This window comes from Ruegeria sp. G2, assembly GCF_056533505.1.
The window spans coordinates 172,755-191,488 of the sequence record NZ_JBQFON010000002.1 but is presented as its reverse complement, the minus strand read 5'-3'; the positions used below and the strand labels follow the sequence as shown (position 1 = coordinate 191,488).

17 protein-coding genes, 1 tRNA gene and 1 pseudogene are annotated in these 18,734 nt (G+C 51.4%); 10 read left to right on the top strand and 9 right to left on the bottom strand.

Annotated features, from left to right (window positions below; genetic code table 11):
- Window positions 1–166: 166 nt before the first annotated feature.
- Together ACR0DU_RS05575 and ACR0DU_RS05570 are read right to left on the bottom strand one after the other, a co-directional pair.
- Complete coding sequence (locus ACR0DU_RS05575; RefSeq protein ID WP_010443061.1) at window positions 167–466, bottom strand: lipid-A-disaccharide synthase N-terminal domain-containing protein; 300 nt, start codon at window positions 464–466, stop codon at window positions 167–169.
- On the bottom strand, window positions 463–1,224 hold the full coding sequence (locus tag ACR0DU_RS05570; protein WP_170780139.1) for a glycosyltransferase family 2 protein: 762 nt from the start codon (window positions 1,222–1,224) through the stop codon (window positions 463–465). Before ACR0DU_RS05570 ends, ACR0DU_RS05575 begins: the two co-directional genes overlap by 4 nt.
- Before the next feature lie 117 nt (window positions 1,225–1,341).
- Between ACR0DU_RS05570 and ACR0DU_RS05565 the strand changes: the two genes are divergently transcribed.
- The 6 genes from ACR0DU_RS05565 (at window position 1,342) to ACR0DU_RS05540 (ending at window position 6,745) form a co-directional block, all read left to right on the top strand.
- Entirely contained in the window at window positions 1,342–2,832 is a 1,491-nt protein-coding gene (locus ACR0DU_RS05565) for an ArnT family glycosyltransferase (RefSeq protein WP_480872927.1), read from the top strand.
- Window positions 2,832–3,014 (top strand): hypothetical protein, encoded by a 183-nt coding sequence (locus ACR0DU_RS05560; protein ID WP_480872926.1) that lies wholly within the window; start codon window positions 2,832–2,834, stop codon window positions 3,012–3,014. The genes ACR0DU_RS05565 and ACR0DU_RS05560 overlap by 1 nt, the downstream gene beginning before the upstream one ends.
- Window positions 3,015–3,098: 84 nt before the next feature.
- Window positions 3,099–3,425 (top strand): potassium channel family protein, encoded by a 327-nt coding sequence (locus ACR0DU_RS05555; RefSeq protein WP_170471240.1) that lies wholly within the window; start codon window positions 3,099–3,101, stop codon window positions 3,423–3,425.
- Window positions 3,426–3,604: 179 nt separating this feature from the next.
- Entirely contained in the window at window positions 3,605–4,684 is a 1,080-nt protein-coding gene (locus ACR0DU_RS05550) for an AI-2E family transporter (RefSeq protein WP_170780137.1), read from the top strand.
- A complete protein-coding gene (locus ACR0DU_RS05545) occupies window positions 4,681–5,745 on the top strand; it encodes an HlyD family secretion protein (protein ID WP_319545853.1) in 1,065 nt (354 codons plus the stop codon). Before ACR0DU_RS05550 ends, ACR0DU_RS05545 begins: the two co-directional genes overlap by 4 nt.
- Window positions 5,735–6,745: a DUF2955 domain-containing protein gene (locus tag ACR0DU_RS05540; protein ID WP_480872923.1), complete on the top strand. Its 1,011-nt coding sequence runs from the start codon at window positions 5,735–5,737 to the stop codon at window positions 6,743–6,745. Before ACR0DU_RS05545 ends, ACR0DU_RS05540 begins: the two co-directional genes overlap by 11 nt.
- A 692-nt stretch (window positions 6,746–7,437) precedes the next feature.
- Here ACR0DU_RS05540 and ACR0DU_RS05535 read toward each other — a convergent pair.
- The 3 genes from ACR0DU_RS05535 to ACR0DU_RS05525 are packed head-to-tail and all read right to left on the bottom strand — an operon-like array spanning window position 7,438 to window position 10,378.
- Window positions 7,438–8,148, bottom strand: a complete 711-nt coding sequence (locus tag ACR0DU_RS05535; RefSeq protein ID WP_480872921.1) for a hypothetical protein — start codon at window positions 8,146–8,148, stop codon at window positions 7,438–7,440.
- A complete protein-coding gene (locus tag ACR0DU_RS05530; protein ID WP_480872920.1) occupies window positions 8,127–8,552 on the bottom strand; it encodes a hypothetical protein in 426 nt (141 codons plus the stop codon). Before ACR0DU_RS05530 ends, ACR0DU_RS05535 begins: the two co-directional genes overlap by 22 nt.
- 2 nt (window positions 8,553–8,554) lie before the next feature.
- Window positions 8,555–10,378: a sensor histidine kinase gene (locus tag ACR0DU_RS05525; protein WP_480872918.1), complete on the bottom strand. Its 1,824-nt coding sequence runs from the start codon at window positions 10,376–10,378 to the stop codon at window positions 8,555–8,557.
- A gap of 259 nt (window positions 10,379–10,637) precedes the next feature.
- On the opposite strand from ACR0DU_RS05525, the pseudogene ACR0DU_RS05520 reads away from it, so the two are divergent.
- Window positions 10,638–11,458: pseudogene (locus ACR0DU_RS05520) on the top strand (IS5 family transposase).
- Between the two features lie 1,540 nt (window positions 11,459–12,998).
- Here the strand turns inward: ACR0DU_RS05520 and ACR0DU_RS05515 are convergent.
- Window positions 12,999–13,550 carry a recombinase family protein gene (locus ACR0DU_RS05515; protein WP_480872916.1) on the bottom strand — a complete coding sequence of 184 codons (552 nt, stop codon included), beginning with the start codon at window positions 13,548–13,550 and terminating at the stop codon, window positions 12,999–13,001.
- A 143-nt stretch (window positions 13,551–13,693) separates the two neighbouring features.
- Window positions 13,694–13,852, bottom strand: coding sequence for a hypothetical protein (locus ACR0DU_RS05510; RefSeq protein ID WP_480872915.1), 159 nt, complete (start codon window positions 13,850–13,852; stop codon window positions 13,694–13,696).
- 324 nt (window positions 13,853–14,176) lie between these two features.
- On the opposite strand from ACR0DU_RS05510, the gene ACR0DU_RS05505 reads away from it, so the two are divergent.
- Complete coding sequence (locus ACR0DU_RS05505) at window positions 14,177–14,815, top strand: hypothetical protein (protein WP_480872914.1); 639 nt, start codon at window positions 14,177–14,179, stop codon at window positions 14,813–14,815.
- Here ACR0DU_RS05505 and ACR0DU_RS05500 read toward each other — a convergent pair.
- Complete coding sequence (locus tag ACR0DU_RS05500) at window positions 14,812–16,134, bottom strand: tyrosine-type recombinase/integrase (RefSeq protein ID WP_480872911.1); 1,323 nt, start codon at window positions 16,132–16,134, stop codon at window positions 14,812–14,814. The genes ACR0DU_RS05505 and ACR0DU_RS05500 overlap by 4 nt on opposite strands.
- A gap of 157 nt (window positions 16,135–16,291) precedes the next feature.
- Window positions 16,292–16,368: transfer RNA gene (locus ACR0DU_RS05495), tRNA-Arg, on the bottom strand.
- 115 nt (window positions 16,369–16,483) lie between these two features.
- On the opposite strand from ACR0DU_RS05495, the gene ACR0DU_RS05490 reads away from it, so the two are divergent.
- Window positions 16,484–17,509, top strand: a complete 1,026-nt coding sequence (locus ACR0DU_RS05490; RefSeq protein WP_311201791.1) for a LacI family DNA-binding transcriptional regulator — start codon at window positions 16,484–16,486, stop codon at window positions 17,507–17,509.
- A 6-nt stretch (window positions 17,510–17,515) separates the two neighbouring features.
- Entirely contained in the window at window positions 17,516–18,730 is a 1,215-nt protein-coding gene (locus tag ACR0DU_RS05485; protein WP_480872910.1) for a winged helix-turn-helix domain-containing protein, read from the top strand.
- The last annotated feature ends 4 nt before the right edge of the window (window positions 18,731–18,734 follow it).

Genomic DNA, 18,734 nt, shown 5'->3' with positions numbered 1-18,734 from the left:
ACGACCTCCTGAAACAAAATGAAAAAATCTATGCGTGCGATACTAGCACAAATATCCCAGAAACAAGAAAGGGTTATTCACACAAGCCTGACGTCGGCTGCGACCCGCTGAACGGGGCAACCAGTCAAGTCCGAAGAATGTTTGAATAGTGCGAGCGAAGACCTAATCAGCGCTTCTCGGCCCGGATCAGGAAGATGTTGCGTAGGTAGATCGACAAACCCATCGACTGGCCCAGAATAAACACTGGATCACGGCGATAGATCGCATAGCTGAGAAGTATCAGCCCGCCGCCAATCGAAAGGTACCAGAAGGCCATCGGTATGACCGATTTCTTTGCGCGTTCTGATGTAATCCACTGAACGATGAAACGAGCGCTGAACATCAATTGACCAGCCAGACCGATGAATACCCAAAGGGCCTCGGTCGGGCTGTCGACGTGCAGGATTTCCAGAATGGTTTCTTTCACGACCGGTTTGCCTCGGTTGCTGAAACAGATTTGGCGCGGCGGGTCAGCCAGACAACGCCGAACAAATCCCAAATGCCGACCATGGCCCGCCCGAAATTGGTGTATTTTGACTCACCGGTCATGCGCTGCTGATGCGCCACATCAACCAGTGCAACATTCCATCCGTAGGCTTTGAACAGCGCTGGCAGGTATCGATGCATATGGTTGAAAAACGGAAGATCGACGAACGCCTGCGTTCTGAACGCCTTGAAACCGCAACCCGTATCGCGGGTACCGTCTTTCAGCATCCAGCCCCTCAAGGCATTCGCAAATCGCGAGGCGAGCTTTTTTGATGCGGTATCTTTCCGACCGACCCGTTGCCCCGCCACAAGACCGACCTGCGCATCATCGCCAGATACCAGCGGCGCCCAGATCTTGGGCAGTTCTTCTGGCGGGTTCTGTCCATCGCCATCCAGAGTGCAACAGATATCGGCGCGTGCGGCCTTGACGCCAGAATGGACAGCGGCACTTTGCCCACCTGCCGTTTTATGCCGTAGTATGCGCAACTGCGGGCATTCTTTCTGCATCTCCTGCAGCGCCGCAAAGGTACCATCGGTCGAACCATCATCAACCGCGATGATCTCGAACGCAGGAAGATCAGATGCGGCGTCGCAGATCCCCTGAATCAATCCAGCAGCGGCCCCTTGCTCGTTATGCATGGGAATCACAACCGAAACTGTGGGTCGATTATCAGCGTTTTCCTTAGGTTCGGTCGACATCGCAATCAAATCTTCTTGGATACAGTCACCGGGGTTTGTGATTGATCAGACCCCGAAATTCAAGTACTCGCCTAGTCCAAAACACATCATATTACAACAAGTCAGAGGATAACCAGAGTGGTCCAAAATTCGGGCATCGAACATTTGCAGACCCACAAATGGCTACCTTATGCAATAACAGGCATCACCATCGCATTGTTGTGGTGCTGGTACATGTCCGGGTTGGGGCAAGATGGCCTGTCAAAGATTGATGAATTTTTTACTTATGACCGCAGCCTGGGTTTCATCCGCAACAATGACTGGCTTGCAGTATATTCTCAGAATGAGCCCAGCCTAAAAAAACCACCCCTTCAATATTGGATGACAGCGGCATTGATCGAGCAGGGAATGTCGCACATGCTGGCCCTGCATCTGCCTTCGATGCTGTTTGCGCTTGGGTCGCTGATCGCAACGGCTTTGCTCGCCCGAATTATGGTTCCCGATCAACCTTGGCTGATGTTGCCTGCGGTCTTGCTTGTGTCCAGTTCAAAAAACTTCTGGGGACATGCGACATCGGCCATGCTGGATAGCGGGGCAATGCTTTTTTCCACCTTGGGGGTGGTCGCGATGCTTGCCGCGTTCGAGCGTCCAAAGCTGTGGCCATGGTTCGGGGTCACTGTGTTTCTGGCTGGATTGCAGAAAAGTCCGACCCCACTCGCATTTTTGGCTCTGGCACTCCTGACACTTGCTCTAACCCGGCGCTGGCAGGATCGACCCGTAAGCGAGATTCTAAGAAACAAAACCTTCCAATGGACCATGGCGGCCTGTTTACTGCTGGCATTTCTATGGCCGTTGTTCCAGTACCTGCGCTTTGGTTTTGGTGCCGAGTTTCAGGGCAGTGTGCGCGATGAAATGCTACACCGGTTTGCACCCACCGTGTCAGATCGAAGTCTAAAGAAGCTGTCAGAAATCATCCTGGGTAATGCTCCAGTCTTAAGGTTTGCGGGTATTTTAGGCCTTTGCGCCCTGCCCTTCGCACTCGGCCGACCACGGCTGCTTGCCCCTGCCGGGATCGCATTGTTCTTTTTCCTGGCAATGTGGATGGCATCGGGAAAGGTCTATGATCGCTATACTTTGTTGATATTGCCAATGTTGATGGTGGGCGCAGCTGGGGGCATCTTGCTGATCTCAAAACGGCTTTGGGTGCGGGCCTTACTGCTGGCGGTGTTGTGTTTTTCCGAGCAGGGTCCGATCAAACGTACGGTTGATTATAGTCATCCCAACACCGCAGATCAGTTCGGCATAGACCTTCAGAATCTGCTTTCGCCGTTGCAATCAGCCCATCAGCCAGATGAAACACTTGTTGTATGCGGTTTCAAAAACAGACACCGATTGCCCTTGGGTGCCGCCTCAGTGTACGCTTCACCCGACCGACGGTTCGTGTATATGAGGCACTCTGATTTGCCGGGCTACCTCAAAAGATTTGGCTATACTTCCGGTCCTTTGAGAGGGGTTTGCCGAGCCGAAGAACTTAACCAGTTCTCAGATGAGCTTTCCGGATTGGATCGGCAATCTGTTGAAGGCACAGATTTTGTCTATTGGACGGCACGCGGTTTGCACCTTGATTGATGACAAGCCCGTTCGCTCGCAAACAAGCTCTGTGCGGTGGCTTGCGGGCAAAGGTCTTCGGAATGGAAGTGCTTCCCATCCCTAAGATCGGTAAGGTGTTTATTCCAAACGAGCATCATCGCCAGAGCGGTGACGAACTTAAAACCCTGTTTGTTTTTTGGCAGTTATGGAACATTCCGTGAAATTAACGGCATGTTCATCAGCTTTGTTTCTTCCGAAAATCCTCAATTCTGATACAAATGCAATCATTCGAAAGTGAGATCGCAATGAATGCACTAACCAGAATATCGCGAGGGATCGGTGTCGCCTTCAAGGACGGCAGAGTAAAGGGACTATTGGCCTTTACGGCCGGTATGATCCTTTGGGCATCGGTGTTTTATCATTATGTCGAAGGCTGGAGCTGGCTCGATTCCATCTATTTTTCTGTCGTGACGATTTCGACTGTGGGATTTGGTGACTTTTCTCCAGAAACCGCGGCAGGGAAGATCTTTACGATGATCTACATCATCGTCGGCCTGGGTATATTTGTGACCACGGCAACCACTGTGGCGGATACCATTTTGTCCCAGAACGATGAGAAATCAGAAAAATAAGCCTCGTAAGTTTCGACTCACAAAAAGTCATGCGCAATCGCTTTATAGCCAGAACAGCTAAAGCCCTAATCCGGATTCATCTGTGTCTTCAGGCCACTGTAAGATCTTTGGTAGATAATAAATATACATATCGGGTTTTTTGAGTGTAATGTTGAGATAACAAATAGTGGAGGGATGGAATGGAAAAGACCCAGGACGCAAAGATTGTCGATCTAGCGATACGATTGCTTTTTCTCGGATTATTCCTCTACAGCGCCCTGGTCATGGTGGCGCCGCTTGCAAGCGTGGTTATCTGGGCAACGATCCTATGTGTGGCGCTTTACCCGGCATTTGATTGGCTGCAGTCCAAGCTGGGAGGTCGGAAAAAACTTGCCACGACGATCTTGGTTTTGTTGGGCCTTGTTCTAACCCTCGGGCCAGTCGCAACTGCGGTGTCTGGTGCCGCGGAACTTGGGTCCGAATTCGCGGAACAAGCAGACAAGGGTGAATTAAAGATTCCACCGGCACCCGAAGGCCTGAAAGAAATACCGTTAGTCGGGGGCAAAATTGCCGACGTGTGGGGAATGTTTGAACGGAACCTGGATGGTGCGCTTGCCAAATACGGTGCGCAAATCCTTGAGATCACCAAATCGCTCTTCGGAAAAGTGCTGGGCATCGGTATCGGGCTACTTGGCTTAGCTCTGTCCGTGTTGATTATGGGGGCGTTGTTCAGCCCCGGGCCAAATTTGGTCCAGGGTCTTCAGCGCTTTGCAAACCGTGTTTTCGCCCCGCGCGGTGGAGAATTCGTAACATTGGCGGGCGCAACAATTCGGAACGTGACAAAAGGAGTGATTGGCGTAGCAGCCATTCAAGCTGTCTGCGTTTGGATACTATTGGCCTTGTTTGGGATTTCTTCGGCCGCCACTCTCGCATTTATCTGCCTGATCCTCTCGATTATCCAAATCGGGCCCGGATTGGTTCTTATACCGGTTATTATCTACGCATGGAGTTCCATGTCCGGCGGTACTGCCTTGATCTTCACCCTATTAGCCGTTCCCGTCATGATAATGGACAGCTTCCTAAGACCCGTGTTCATCTCAAAAGGCCTTGAGACTCCTATGTTGGTCATCCTCATCGGTGTTCTCGGAGGTATGATGGCGTACGGTTTGATCGGCGTCTTTATGGGGCCGGTTCTCTTCGCTGTCTTCTATGAACTGTTCAAGGTTTGGATTGATACCTCACCCGAAGCCGAGAGTGCCGCTGAAGGAGCGGCGAAATGAGAAAGACGATTTGGACCACGCTGACCGTTATTCTTATCTTCTTAATCTGGTACCTGGTCGCTGACCGAAAAACGCCATTTACCGGGAATGCCCGAGTAAAAGCAATTGCGACACAGATCGTTCCACAGGTCACCGGTACAGTCACCGAAGTTCTTGTCGAAAACGGTCAGGTCGTATCAGCCGGTGATGTTCTGGTTCGAATTGACCCAAGGCCCTACGAAAATGATCGCGACAAGGCCGAGGCTGATCTTGAGGCAGCCACGCAGGAGGTGGGTGCATCCTCGGCAGAGGTGAGCGCTGCACAAGCCAAGCTGGCAAGGGCACAGAGTGATCTCGACACGATGCGCATTCAGACCGAGCGTGTTTTTGCGCTTGAAAAGAAAGGGTTGATTGCGATTTCAAAGGCCGATGATGCGCGTGGGCAACTGGCAGAATCCGAGGCAAATTTTGAAAACGCCAAAGCGGATCTGGAAAAGGCCAAACAGCGGTTGGGCGACGACGGAATTGACAACCCGAAAATCCAGCGCGCGTTGGCTGCCTTAGCGGATGCAGAGCTTAATCTCGAGTGGACAGAATTGCGTGCTCCGGCGACAGGCGTCATATCCAATTTGTTGATCGCACCTGGAACATATGCGCGATCTGGTCAGGACCTATTGACGTTTCTGGACGCAACAGACGTTTGGATCGAAGCGTATTTTACCGAAAACAACCTTGGTCGGGCTTCGGTAGGATCACCTGTCGATGTGGTACTGGACATGCATCCCGGCCAGATTATTCCGGGCGTGATCGAAAGCTTCAGCGCAGCAGTCTCACTGAGTGGTGGGGATGAGCCCGGCCAGTTGGCCAGCCCGCCCAGCACCAAAGGATTTCTTCGTGAGCCTGAGCGCTTTCCAGTCCGGATCGTATTGCCTGGCTACGAAGCCGGGGATGCCGAAGACGACTTGCGCTTCCAGCTTAATGGGCAGGCCGACGTTATCATGTATCTGAGCGAAAACACTCTGCTGAACGTGGTAGGTCGGACCTATATCCGTTTGGTATCAATCCTGTCCTATGCGTACTGAGGATCGAAATTCGGTTTTACGCCTGGCACTCGGAGTCACCGGGGTATTCTCCTTGGGCTTATTTCTGGGGTGGCCACTTGCGGTGGTAGGAGCGGTTTTCACCGCGCTGTTTCTTCAGGCACCCGCTGCTTTGCCCTTGGCTGCATTTGCAAAGCTGTTTGTCTTCTCGATCGGGCTGATGTTCATTTCATTCCTGCTGTCGTCAGTCTTTGCCCCATATCCCGTGGTGTTTCTGATTCTAGTTGCCATTGGGATCATCCTGTCTTTCATGTGGTCCGTTTCTGGCGCAGGCGTCCTGCCTGGTGTCATAGCCCTCATGGGTGCGTTGATGATCCCAAACCTTGTTCTGCAGTCACAGGATCTGGCATTGGTGCTTGTGTTTTGGATACCGTTGAACCTGCTATTTGCAGGTTTCATATCAACGCTGATGTTTGTGTTGATACCCGCTGCCCCCCCCACAGCGGCTCAGAAAAAGGCCAATACTTCGCCTGACTTTGACCCGCATCGCCGGATCGCCAGAATGTCGCTTGTCACGGTTCCGTTCGCGATGGCGTTTTTTGTGTCCGGCGCTTCAGCCCTGTTGGTCCTATTCTTTGTCGCGCTTCTTAGCCAACAACTTGCAGCTATGCCATCGATGGGCAAAACAGTGGCCAAAGCCATGCTGACGGCTAATCTTCTCGGGGCGGCGGTTTCAATCATCTGCTATGAAATAAACGTAATAGCTCCGGTTATTCTTACCCCAATTTTGTTAGGTTTTTTCTTTTGCCTGACACTCGGAGCGCTTGGCAAATCGCAGGTCCCGCTCGCCGCTGCTGCAGGTTCGGCATTAACAACGGTTCTGATCGTTTACGGTGGTTCGATCGCTCCGTTTTCCGATGAGGCTGACGTCAAGAGCATCACAAGAGTATTGCAGGTCGCCAGCGCGGCCATTTTCGTGATCATCGCATATGTCGTGGTCGATGAGTTTTGGCCAGAACAAGAGCGCCGTGCAGCTCAATAGAGTGTGTTGCAAAAGTGCTTTGATCTAAAACCGGTGGCGTCACCAACTTAAACCTTCTGCTCTGTTCATTTGGCCTGAAAACCGTTCAGGTCGGTCGGTTTGCGGTGACTTAAGCACTCATAGGTCGTCGCGGAAGCTAAACCGGTTCTTCGATGTGTGTCACAATTCGGGGTACAGGAAGCATCTAACTGATAGAAAGCGCAGTATTTGTATGAATAGTCTGGCGACCCCGGCAGGAAACGTATGCACCCCGCCTCGAAATAGCTTTAAGCATTTGTAAAGTTACGGAAATATCGGCGCCTTGCGTAGTGTAAATCTAATGTGGTTAAACTTACACCACGCCTAAATTCTTTCTAAGTGTTCCGCTGTCTCAGGCGAACGCAACTTGATCGTTGCGTCGTAGACCACCGGTTCTGTCTTATTGAGTTGGTTCCATTCGTTAACCCCCGACCCAAAGCAGGTCACCCATTGCTGGGCTTATCTTTGGTGTTGTCCCACGTAAGACTGGTATTGAATATGGAACTTCTCGAGCCTCATCGCTAAAAGTTCTTCGGGGAGATGTTTTTTGAGAAGGATTTTTAAGGATATCTACCCGGTCAGCCTGGCAGGGGAGCCTCAGAATCCAGGGAGTCTTGAAAACCACCGGTTCATGAAATCAAGGTTTTGGTACATAGAGAATGGGAAGGCGAAAACTACCCGCTTACTGAAGCATCGAATTGGGCCTCTTCCTCGCTGCTGAGCAACGAATGTTTACGTAGAAGAGCTAGGATCTCTCTGCTGGAAGAGTGATCTTTTTCCGCGCCCGCAATAAGTTCAGGAATCGCAGAGCCTATCTCGATAGATACGGTTGGATCATGTAACTTGGATACAATCGCACGTATTGCGTTCAATCTTGCTCGACGTGCTCTAAGGCTCTGCCTTCCTTTGAGTATTATATGCTTGATCCCTTCGCCCAAATCCAACCGATCCTCAATCACCTCAAGTAGAAAGAAGACCTGATCACTCTCGTCACCGGCAGCGTCAATCTCTGCAACAAACACATCCAATGCGTCGACGAATGCTTGGGCCTTGGCCAAACGATCGTCGATCTCATCCAAATGGTTCAAGTTCTCACGCACTCTCTCGGCGTTCCGATTCACCGCGCTTGAAATGGAGAAAGCGTCGATGGCCATCAGAATTATGGCGAAGGCTGCTACAAACGCTAGGATCGTGATCAGTACGCCGCCAAAACTAAATGCCTCCATCATGGAGATGGTTGCACTACCATTTTCGATCAAACAATGCCCGGCCCGAAAGCAGTGTACGCTTGCGGCATAAGAGAGCCCGTACAAAGTTACAGCACTAAGAACCACAAGAAGGGCAACCAAAAAGCGATTCATTTTTAACCCTTTATCGACCTGCATACGTGTTTCGCTATATCAACTTGAGTGAACTCTGATTTTTGAAACTCCGTAATCATATTTGACTTTTCTTGGAAATTATCTTTCTCGGTACTTCGAGACGTGACTACGGTTATCTCAATTAAGTGTTCCAATTCCCTATCGAGAAGCCGCTCAATGAACCGAGTACCAGTTGACAGGCCATTCTCCGCGTCAGCAGCAGAAACACTTTCACCGGTTGGCATCATGAGATCGACCACCCATATCACCCAATCGGTATGTGAATCTAACGCCGCCATAGCAGCGTCAACACCGCCAAAAGTTTCTATTTCTGCCGCCAGTGATTGATTGCCAAGTTCAATTTCAATGATGGTTGCCAGGTTTTTGGCGTATCCGAGGCGGTCCTCAAGAATTCCAATTCTGCTCATTTTCACCTCATCAAGTTATCGGGTAACACCGTAAAAACCCGAGTTGAGTAGTTCAGAACTTTTTGCTGGATTTTTGAATTAGAGTGCATCCACACCTGACCATCCAGTGCCTCTACGGTACGTCTAAGGTGAAAAAGCCCAAGTCCCAAGCCAGGGACAGTATTTGGGCTATGCAATCGATGTTCTTTCCCAAATACATTATCAAGTTCAGCCTCGGGAATTCCAATGCCATTATCAGTTGTAGTGATCAATAGCCCCTTCGTTCTATTCCCCTTGCTGGCCTCATCCCTTTGCCAAAACACATCGTTACTATCGACCATCCTCAAACGAACACTACACCAAGAAGCAAAAAAATCTTTGGTACTGTACTTCACCGAGTTTGAAACAGTATTCAAAAAGATTGTCGCCAGAAGTGACCGCGCAATAGCCAAATAGTCACATCCAGAATCAAGCCGGACTTCTATGTTGTCATTTTTGAAATCGAAATCCTCACACAAACCTCTAAGCGATCGTTTCATTCTGTTCAATTGTGCATTTACATCTAGTGTTGGGGGGTTTCTTACGGCGGACCGCAGTACGTTTTCATCGGTTAACTCAGTGTTCATCTCTGCTAGCAGCAACGCTAGGTCCGTGGACTCTTGAATTCTCTCAATCGTCATACGAAGGCCAAACCTTTCAGGGCTAAACTGAAAATTTCCAATACTATTTCTGATATCGATGAGAGGTTGTTTGATCTCATGAGCGATAATACGAGTCACGTCCTCGCGTCTCTTTCGTTCGGCTTTAGTAAGCGAAAACGCCCGCACATGCTCGCCGACTGCCTCTGCAAGAAGAACATCGTCGAACCCAAAGTCGTCAGTAAATTCTTTTTGGCCAGTGGTTGCGAAGGGGCTTTCCGAAACCTTGTTGCAAAAAAGAATTAGGGACCGATTATCCTCTTCATGATTCAGTGATTGGTAAGCAATGATTGATTTGAGTTTTTCACAACCATATTTTAGAAAATCTTTCTTCTCAATCAACCAAGCATCTTCATCACTTTTGAGAGACCAAAACTTCTGCGCCACTGTCCCTGACAACCTAAATTCGTTTGAACTGGCCGATGAAATGTTTATTTTCCCAGCAGCCTTTGATATTTCGAAAACTGCTTGGCAGGGGATATTTAACTTAAGCTCATCTAGAAAGTCGCTGGAATCCGGATCGTGGTTCACTGATATAAACTCAGTGAACTTACTAATGGTTTTCCACCTGCTTTCGTTAAAACGGTTGTAGATCATATTGCCCAAGCACTGATGTATTAGATCGAGATCAATGTCGGCGATCTGCTCCGCAGTGCTTGAGAGAGGGCAATAAAACAGGCAAAAGAACCTAGGTGAGTTTTGCGCTCTACCATCGGCTCCTGGTGCGTGCGCTGCTTGGATGGGCAGAACCACGAATTCATCAAGATCATACTTGTCGGCTACATCCTTTGGGTGAAATAAGCCATATCTACCACTCTTTTTAATAGAATGATTCGTTCGAGTCCCAGACCTATACTCAGCTTTGGACAAAAAGCCCGCCACAGACGGGCACTCGGCGGAGCATAGAAACTCCTGAATATACTCGCCATTGTCCCCAAGCTGGGGGAGGTAGTCGCTTTTTGAGCGAGCGTAGATTGAAATCGTATTGGCACGGCTATTGAATCGCCACAAGCTAGCAAACCGAACGTGCTTGTTAACTTCACAATATTTCGTGAGAAGCCTGCTCAGCGCGTCTTTCCTCATATCTGACGCTATGTCCAGCAGATCAAGGACATCTCGACGGTTGAGATTGGTAGAATCCGCCGTCATTTTCCCTCCATTGCAATGTAATATATGCTAATTTCTATTTTTGGTTTTGTGAAGCGCCCATTACTTTGCATAGAGCACGGTTACGCCCAAGGTTGACGAGTGCTTGAATATACTGGTTGCGATCACCTCTGGACACCAGACCTTTAACATGCCGTTTATCGTGGTCGATAACCTAGGAGGTTCGTGAGGGAGGTTAGGGTCAGGATGCATTGGTTTTCAAAGCGCTGTATGACTCACGGCTCGGAAATCGAGCGGCGATATGAGCGACCTTTTCTGGCTGACTGACGAGCAGATGGCCAAACTTTCCCCTTTCTTCCCGCGGTCGCATGGTAAGCCACGGGTCTATGACAAGATGGTGCTGAGCGGGATTATCTTCATCAATCGCAATGGATTGTGGTGGCGAGACGCTCCCAAAGAATTCGGACCGCACAAGACACTTTATAGCCGGTGGAAGCGTTGGAGTGAAAAAGGTATCTTCGCTCGGATGATGGTCGGCTTGGCAGCCGAACATGGCGAGGAAAAGACCGTGATGATCCCCTCTCGTGACATTGCTCCGCAATGCCCTGCCGAGCAGTCGACGCGATCTATCTGAAAGCACATCGTACCGCGACCAGTATGGCCGCGAAAAAGGGGGCGTGGCCGCCTGATCACCATCCCGGCCCGCGGCTTCTGGGAATGCCGCAAAAAGAGGTCTTACAGAAGTTCACACTCGATCACGCACCTTCAGAGTCGAAAACTCCTTGCACTTGGGGCGGCAACCACTGAGGTGACTACACGGGCGCCAGGGCGTTTGTGAGCAGCTTGCCAGCCGCAGATTGGATGATTGCTGATCGAGCTTACGACGCCGACTGGTTCCGAGAAGCGTTGAAAGACAAATGGATACACGCCTGAATCCCAGGTCGAAAGCAACGCAAGACAACCGTGAAGTATGACAAGCGCCGATACAAACGGCGCAACCGAATTGAGATCATGTTTGGTAGGTTCAAGGACTGGAGGCGCGCAGCGACACGTTATGATCGCTGTCCCAAAGTCTTCCTCTCCGCAATCGCACTCGCAGCTACAGTCATCTATTGGTTATGAATCCTGACCTTAGAAAGATCGGATAGGCCCCGCTACGTTATCCTAATGCCCTCAATCTCATCTCCGGCTTGCACCCTTTGGACATACGTCTGGATGGAGAGACCATAGAACTTACCGGTGTATCTACTGGCCGCTTGAGAAATGTTCTTCCGACCCGACTTTCTGGGCTGTTCACGAAGCAACTTAGGGTCACTCAGAATGTTCCTGAGACCAGCATCTACAGGCACGTAAGACAGGATGTGTCGCATGACGCCAAGACGCTCTGAAGGAGCGACGGAATAGACCATTTGTTCCAAGTCTCTCGCGCGCTCATAATGCGTCCTAGACCGCCACTTGTTCTCCAAAGCACGGTCGCCTCGAGCTGTGTTCTTGCTGCCTGCCTTTTTGCATTTGACTGAGCAATACTTCTGGTCCGGCCTTCGAGGTTCAAACGTATGGCTGCACCTAGCGCATGCATTAAGGTTCCCCTGAAGGGATGTGGCAATGTTCATTTGGGGAGTTCCTTACGGTTGGATTCTGGTGTGATGAATGACGATCATCGTCAATTGGTCTCTCCACGAGCGGAGCGAGCCATAGGGGGCACCTGAACGTGTTGGCAGTGAAACTGCATTACTTTCAGGGGAAGACTTTATTGGGGTTTATTTTGATGGAGGAGACGAAAGTCGACGCACCTTATGGGTAGCCTTTAGGGTTACTATTACATATGCGGAGGGACCTATTGCTGACGCCACCCCTCGCTACACTGCAATCGAAGTTTCTTTTTTAACTGATAACGCCCTGATGCACAGGCACGTCGAAATGATCTGACGGGACTTAAGCCCCGCCATCTCAAGACAACAAAGATCGTAACCACACGTGAGGTGCCCGATAGGTTCCATTTCAGGGAGTCCCACAGGGCAACTCACGGGGAGTGCTAGGTCGAAACGACAACTACACTACCGCTGCGCCCCCAAATGGTCTTCTCTCAGTCCGCCTGCCGGTCGGTGATAACGTCATCCTGACATCGCCTCGCACTTCCATGAGACGCGGCAATTCGGAAAACTTGTGTGCGGCAATAGTGTGGGTCAATTGTTTAAGCTGCGGGCGTGTTACTGCAATAGTGGGGGTGAATTGGTTTCGGCTTGTATGTGGGTGAATTATGCCAATGGCTGTCCAATATTTGCTATGAGGGTAGATGATCCCCGGTCATTGGTCGTTTGCTTAAGTCTATTGAGGGCGACAACTATCTATCGAACGTCTGAGTTGTGCAATTGCAAGTTCATAACTTGCCCTCGAATGCGGTCGTTAGGAACTCAGCAGGCAATGTCTGTTGCTGCATAGTGCTATGGGGTGGGTGAATTGCCCACGGCTTGTATGAGGGTTAACTCCGACCCAATAGCGAGCGGTATGTAGGGGCTATTATGGGTGATAACTCCGAGCCCCCGACGAGCGTTCTGTATGGCTATAGTGTGGGTGAATTAGTTACTGCTTGTACGAGCGATAACCGTTACTCACTGAACGCTTACTTTCTGCTTGTATGGGGGTTAATTGTCTCAGCCCCTCAGGCCGCCTCTTTGACCAGCCTGTAAACCGTCGCTCTACTGACCCCAAAGTCCCTCGCGATCTGGGTCGGCTTCTCACCATTTTGGAACGCCTCACGAATGGCTGCGGCCTTAGTCTCGTCCATAGCTGGGCGTCCTTTGAACTTCCCCTCGGCCTTGGCCTTCGCAATCCCTTCACGCTGTCGTTCAAGCATCACCTCACGTTCAAACTGAGCAACAGCCCCGAGGATGGTCTCAAGCATCTGTGCGGTGGCACTGTCATTCATCATGGGCATGTTCATGATGTGCAGTTGAACGCCCTTACCTGAAAGCCGCTTGCGAATGTCGATGAGGTCAGGGACCGAACGCGCCAGACGGTCCAGCTTAGTGACCACCAGAGTGTCCCCTTCACGGGCAAAGTCTATGGCGGCCTCAAGCTGGTCTCTCTGCTTCACACTGCTGACCTGCTCCGCGAACACCTTCTCACACCCGTGGTCTGTTAGCTCATGCTGCTGCGCCTCAAAGCCTGCGATCTGGTCTGCTGTAGATGTTCGGGCGTATCCGATTAGCATGTGCCTGTCTCCGAATGTGTATCATTTACCTTTTATAGTTAAGTAAGAAAGCGTGCTTTAAGTGTCAACCTCACTTAAATGAGACAGTATCTGAGGGGTTGGCACCTGTCTTGTTACACTCCGGTCAAATGAGACGAACGCGCTCAGGCGACCTTTGTGTGGTTCGTGAAGGTCACGGCGTATCGTCCAACATCAAGGAACACCTCACCGGCTCCCTCACGGGTCACCTTGAAGGGGACTGAACGGGCCTCACGCTCAACGAGCAAGTCAAAAGGGCCAAAGCGAAAGTCAAAGATGATCATGGGTCATTACCTCATTAAATGATGTGCATCAGGAGCGATGTGCGCTTAACTTGGCCCAGCGTCAAAGGGCAATCAACCTATTGTTTTTATTGCATTAAATGGAACTTCCCGTTGGTGAAGAGAGTTGGTCCTGAGGTGGCCCCAACGGGGGGTATGCGCGGCATCTTATATAATCTCTGGCACTCAGATTTTTTTTCCAAAATTGTTGATCGCCTGCGCGGATTGAATAACCACTGTCGAATATCGGGCCTTTTCTGATGGACGGCAGAATTTTCTTTTGCGTAAAGTGAGTATGTTACTGGAATTTTTCTTTGGGGAATTTTGATGAGGCTGATTTTAGGAACCGCTTTAGTCTTGAGTGTTTTTCAAGCGTCTGAATTGTACGCTCAAAAGCTAGATGCAGATGCGTTTGATGGCGTGATCACCACTATGACTGACGACGGCCTTTCTGGTTCAGAGGGTGATACACTAATGGCTGAAATGATTGCGGGCGGTCTGGACACCGTTCCAGAGTTCACATACGATAATAAGTCTTGGCTAAAGGCGGCTGGCGGATTGACGCCAAAAGTTCTCACCGACGAAATGGTGGCGCAGGGCTGGACCGACGAAGATGTGGCCCAAACATTGCCAACAACGCCGGACGTCTCGTGGTCCGTTTACAGATCAATGGCAGGACCCGGTAAGGTAGATTTCATGGCGGTTCCGAATGTTGATGGGCTTCCCGGATACGTTTTTATGTCAGGCGGAGAAATAGAACCCGTTCCTGCAGCGTTTTCCTTAAGTTCAAGCGTTTCGGCCATCCAAGAAAAGTTAATGGAAGCGATGATGATGGCCTTGAAGGGCGCTTGTGGTCTACCTGTACGACCAAATGAAATTAAGGCCTCGGCAAGCGCAGCCGGTATCGTAGCAATTGAAGCGACTTGGGACACAGACGACGTATGTGATCGCCTTCCAAGTCCCTAAAGCCCTTCAAGGTATCCGTCAGCCCGCATCCTATCCACAATCCTGCGCTGCACCTCTCGCAACTCATCGCGTCCCAGCCCGTGGTTGTAAATTTCCTTAGACCTGCGCTTATCCTTGGTCCAGCCACCTAGCTGATTAGCGTCTTTATCGTCGACACCTGCCCTGTGCGCATAGGTCGTCCACGTGTGTCTAAAGCTGTGAAAGTCCAGCATGACATTACCCTCGGCCCGTCCTACAACTTCGTCCCTGAGGCGGCTGTAATCCTTACTGGCTTTCTTGCTGTTGCCAGTCCTTGGGTCCAAGCTGAAGGCACCCAAAAGTCTGCCTTCAGGTCCCTCTCTGCTCTCTGCCTCGTTTCGCAACTTTGAAACCATTCCCTGAAGCTCAGCGGGTACAGGCGTCCACCGTTTCGCGTTATCGCTTTTGCCGACAATGATCTTTAGCCCAGCGCCGTCGACGTCAGTATCGTCAACTGTGACCCTAACTAACTCAGAAATGCGTGTTCCGAGTATCAGACCCAGCCGTATCAAAGCACCTAACTGTGTCTCCTGCGAACGCGCTAAGAACAAAGCGCTGGTCTGATCTGGTCGATACATCAGCCTTTCTTTCGTCGGCGTTGCCGCTTCCCTAGTGACCCCCTTAGGCAGCGTGAAGGGTTCCACAGAGGGCTTGCTTGTGGCCTTGGTCTCAACCACCCACGCCCAATACATGCGAAGTTGTGTCATGAGTTTCTGGATTGTCGCGCCTGCTAATGGCTGCTCTGTCCGCTCCGATATAATGCCCCCTAGATACTCCCTGAAGGCCACCGCCTCAACGTCTGCCACATCGTCCACATGGAGGCTGGATATATCACCGCCCAGAAAGTCGACCAGATAGCGAACCGAAGTTCGGAAATCGTTGATGGTCGAACCCCTCAGTGGTTTGTAACCTGAAGCATTCCCCGGTGCTCTGGCTTCAATATAAGCCTCAACAATCTCAGCCAGTGGTTTGGATTTGGCCATACCCCGTTTACTAAACGCATCTCGCACTGCGCTCGGCGCTCTTTCGACCTCATCATAGAACACATCGCGCGCCAGTATTGCAGCCTCTGGGTCTGGGTCCGCCATTGCCTCAGCCCATCGGTCTGCAGCAGCAAGGCTGTAACGGTTCCTGCCCAGCGCCTGCAGTTCTAGCTCTCGAACCTTGCTCAATTCCACATCGCGCAATTTACGTGCCGTCGTTTTGTGCTTTACGCCTCCAAGGCTTCTGATGATGTTTCGACCAAAGGTTTTGCCTGTCTCGGGGTCTGTGGTTCCCTTTAAAATTTTGGGCGTAGACATGCGAAACCGCCACGCCGTACCGGGTCCACGTGGCTGCTCAAGGTTCCTATCATTACTCATGGCTTGCTCATTAGTAGTGTAAAATCGTGGTGTAACTTCACCACACTCGTAACACCACATCTGATATTTCGTCAATATAATAGGGGTTTAACACAACTGGCGACCCCGGCAGGATTCGAACCTGCAACCTGCCCCTTAGGAGGGGGCTGCTCTATCCAGTTGAGCCACGGGGCCGCGTTTCGCTTTCTGTAACCGGGTTTATTCGGATTGTCATCGGCTTTGCACAACAGTTGAACAGGTCACCCTGTTCACGCTACCATCGCGGAAACAAACAATGCAGGTATCCCCGGTGACAATAGAAACAAAACGCCCGCTTACCCTTCGTGATGTTTCGGAAGCGTCCGGAGTGTCGGAGATGACAGTCAGCCGGGTGCTACGCAATCGCGGAGATGTATCGGACGCCACCCGTACCCGCGTTCTGGCTGCTGCGAAGGAATTGGGATATGTGCCCAACAAGATCGCCGGTGCCTTGGCATCAAGCCGGGTGAACCTTGTGGCAGTGATCATTCCATCGCTGTCGAACATGGTTTTCCCCGAGGTTCTGACAGGCATCAATCAGGTACTGGAAGATACTGAACTTCAGCCGGTGGTCGGTGTCACGGACTATCTGCCTGAAAAGGAAGAAAAGGTTCTGTACGAGATGCTCTCGTGGCGGCCATCGGGCGTGATCATCGCCGGTCTGGAACATACCGAGGCGGCCCGCGCCATGCTGGATTCGGCGGGCATTCCGGTGGTCGAGATCATGGATACCGATGGCAAGCCGGTCGATGCCATGGTGGGCATTTCCCACCGCCGCGCCGGGCGCGAGATGGCCCAGGCTATTCTGAAGGCGGGTTATGAACATATCGGCTTTATGGGCACCAAGATGCCGTTGGACCATCGGGCCCGCAAACGGTTCGAAGGCTTTACCGAGGTGCTGGGCAAGCACGGGATCGAGATCGAAGATCGCGAGTTTTATTCGGGCGGCTCAGCGCTGGCCAAGGGCCGAGAGATGACGCATGCCATGCTGGAACGTTCGCCTGAGTTAGATTTTCTTTATTATTCCAACGACATGATTGGCGCGGGTGGGCTGCTTTATTTGCTGGATCAGGGGATAGACGTGCCTGGTCAGATTGGCCTCGCCGGGTTCAACAACGTCGAGCTGTTACAAGGATTACCGCGTAAGCTGGCGACGATGGATGCCTGCCGAACCGAGATCGGGCGTACCGCTGCAGAAATCATAGCGGCAAAGCTGGCCGATCCAGAGTCAGAGGTTGATACCCGTGTCACCTTGACCCCTAAGATCAGCTTTGGTGACACGCTAAAACGACGCTAGGATCCCATGACCCTGCAACGCCTGAACAACCGCCAAGCGCGGAAAATGTTCATGGATCGCCACGCGTTGCTGGAGCAGCCGGCAGGCGGTTCTAAAGGTGAGGATCTGTTGCGATTGATCCACCGCCTGGGGTTTGTGCAGCTCGACAGCATCAACACGGTCGCGCGCGCCCATGATATGATCCTGTATGCGCGGCGACCAAGCTATCGCCCGCGCAACCTCAAGCGACTTTACGAGCGTGATCAGGCGCTGTTCGAACACTGGACCCATGACGCTGCCGTTATCCCGATGGATTTCTATCGCCATTGGCACCTGCGGTTCCTTCGCGATGCCGAAATGCTGAAAGCCCGATGGAAGAACTGGCGACGTGATGGCTTTGAACAGAGATTCGAAACTGTTCTTCAGCACATTCGCGATCATGGTCCCGTCGGATCATCTGATGTGGGCAAGGGTGAAAAAAAGGGGTCTGGTGGTTGGTGGGATTGGCATCCGTCAAAAACAGCGCTGGAATACCTTTGGCGATCCGGGGCGCTGACTGTAATCGGTCGTGAGGGGTTTCAGAAACGCTATGATCTGACGGAGCGGGTTATCGACACCCAACTTTGCCCCGGCAGCATAGCGTGCGACGTAGATGCAACCGTGGATTGGCTTTGTAACGCGGCACTCGACCGGCTGGGCTTTGCCACGTCAGGAGAGTTGGCTGCATTTTGGGATACCGTCAGCGCCGGCGAGGCAAAGGCGTGGTGTGATCAGGCTCTGACAAAGGGAATAATTGCAGAAGTATTCGTAGAGTGTGCGGATGGGAATGACCGCAAAGTCTTTGCACGGCCCGAAATATCCGAACAGGTGGCAGCGCTGCCAGAAGCGCCCGGTCGGATCAGGGTTCTTAGTCCTTTTGATCCCATGTTGCGCGATCGTAAACGCGCGGAACGCCTATTTGGGTTTCATTATCGCATCGAAGTGTTCGTCCCCGAGCCCAAGCGCATTTACGGATACTACGTCTTCCCCTTGATGGAGGGGAACCGCATGATCGGCCGTATCGACATGAAGGCACACCGTAGTCAAGGCAATCTGCATGTTCGGGCAATGTGGCCCGAGCAATCCGTCCGCTGGTCCGATGCAAGAACCCGACGGCTGGAGGCAGAACTTGACCGGGTTCGACGATTCGCTGATCTAGACACCATAGAATTCGCTGGAAACTGGCTGAAAGACCCTAAATAGAGCC

Excerpts from the sequence above, each read along its gene's own strand:
- ACR0DU_RS05570 (WP_170780139.1), bottom strand. The coding sequence starts at position 1,224 with ATGTCGACCGAACCTAAGGAAAACGCTGATAATCGACCCACAGTTTCG.
- ACR0DU_RS05560 (WP_480872926.1), top strand. The coding sequence starts at position 2,832 with ATGACAAGCCCGTTCGCTCGCAAACAAGCTCTGTGCGGTGGCTTGCGG.
- ACR0DU_RS05555 (WP_170471240.1), top strand. The coding sequence starts at position 3,099 with ATGAATGCACTAACCAGAATATCGCGAGGGATCGGTGTCGCCTTCAAG.
- ACR0DU_RS05550 (WP_170780137.1), top strand. The coding sequence starts at position 3,605 with ATGGAAAAGACCCAGGACGCAAAGATTGTCGATCTAGCGATACGATTG.
- ACR0DU_RS05545 (WP_319545853.1), top strand. The coding sequence starts at position 4,681 with ATGAGAAAGACGATTTGGACCACGCTGACCGTTATTCTTATCTTCTTA.
- ACR0DU_RS05540 (WP_480872923.1), top strand. The coding sequence starts at position 5,735 with ATGCGTACTGAGGATCGAAATTCGGTTTTACGCCTGGCACTCGGAGTC.
- ACR0DU_RS05535 (WP_480872921.1), bottom strand. The coding sequence starts at position 8,148 with ATGCAGGTCGATAAAGGGTTAAAAATGAATCGCTTTTTGGTTGCCCTT.
- ACR0DU_RS05530 (WP_480872920.1), bottom strand. The coding sequence starts at position 8,552 with ATGAGCAGAATTGGAATTCTTGAGGACCGCCTCGGATACGCCAAAAAC.
- ACR0DU_RS05525 (WP_480872918.1), bottom strand. The coding sequence starts at position 10,378 with ATGACGGCGGATTCTACCAATCTCAACCGTCGAGATGTCCTTGATCTG.
- ACR0DU_RS05515 (WP_480872916.1), bottom strand. The coding sequence starts at position 13,550 with ATGCTAATCGGATACGCCCGAACATCTACAGCAGACCAGATCGCAGGC.
- ACR0DU_RS05510 (WP_480872915.1), bottom strand. The coding sequence starts at position 13,852 with ATGATCATCTTTGACTTTCGCTTTGGCCCTTTTGACTTGCTCGTTGAG.
- ACR0DU_RS05505 (WP_480872914.1), top strand. The coding sequence starts at position 14,177 with ATGAGGCTGATTTTAGGAACCGCTTTAGTCTTGAGTGTTTTTCAAGCG.
- ACR0DU_RS05500 (WP_480872911.1), bottom strand. The coding sequence starts at position 16,134 with ATGTCTACGCCCAAAATTTTAAAGGGAACCACAGACCCCGAGACAGGC.
- ACR0DU_RS05485 (WP_480872910.1), top strand. The coding sequence starts at position 17,516 with ATGACCCTGCAACGCCTGAACAACCGCCAAGCGCGGAAAATGTTCATG.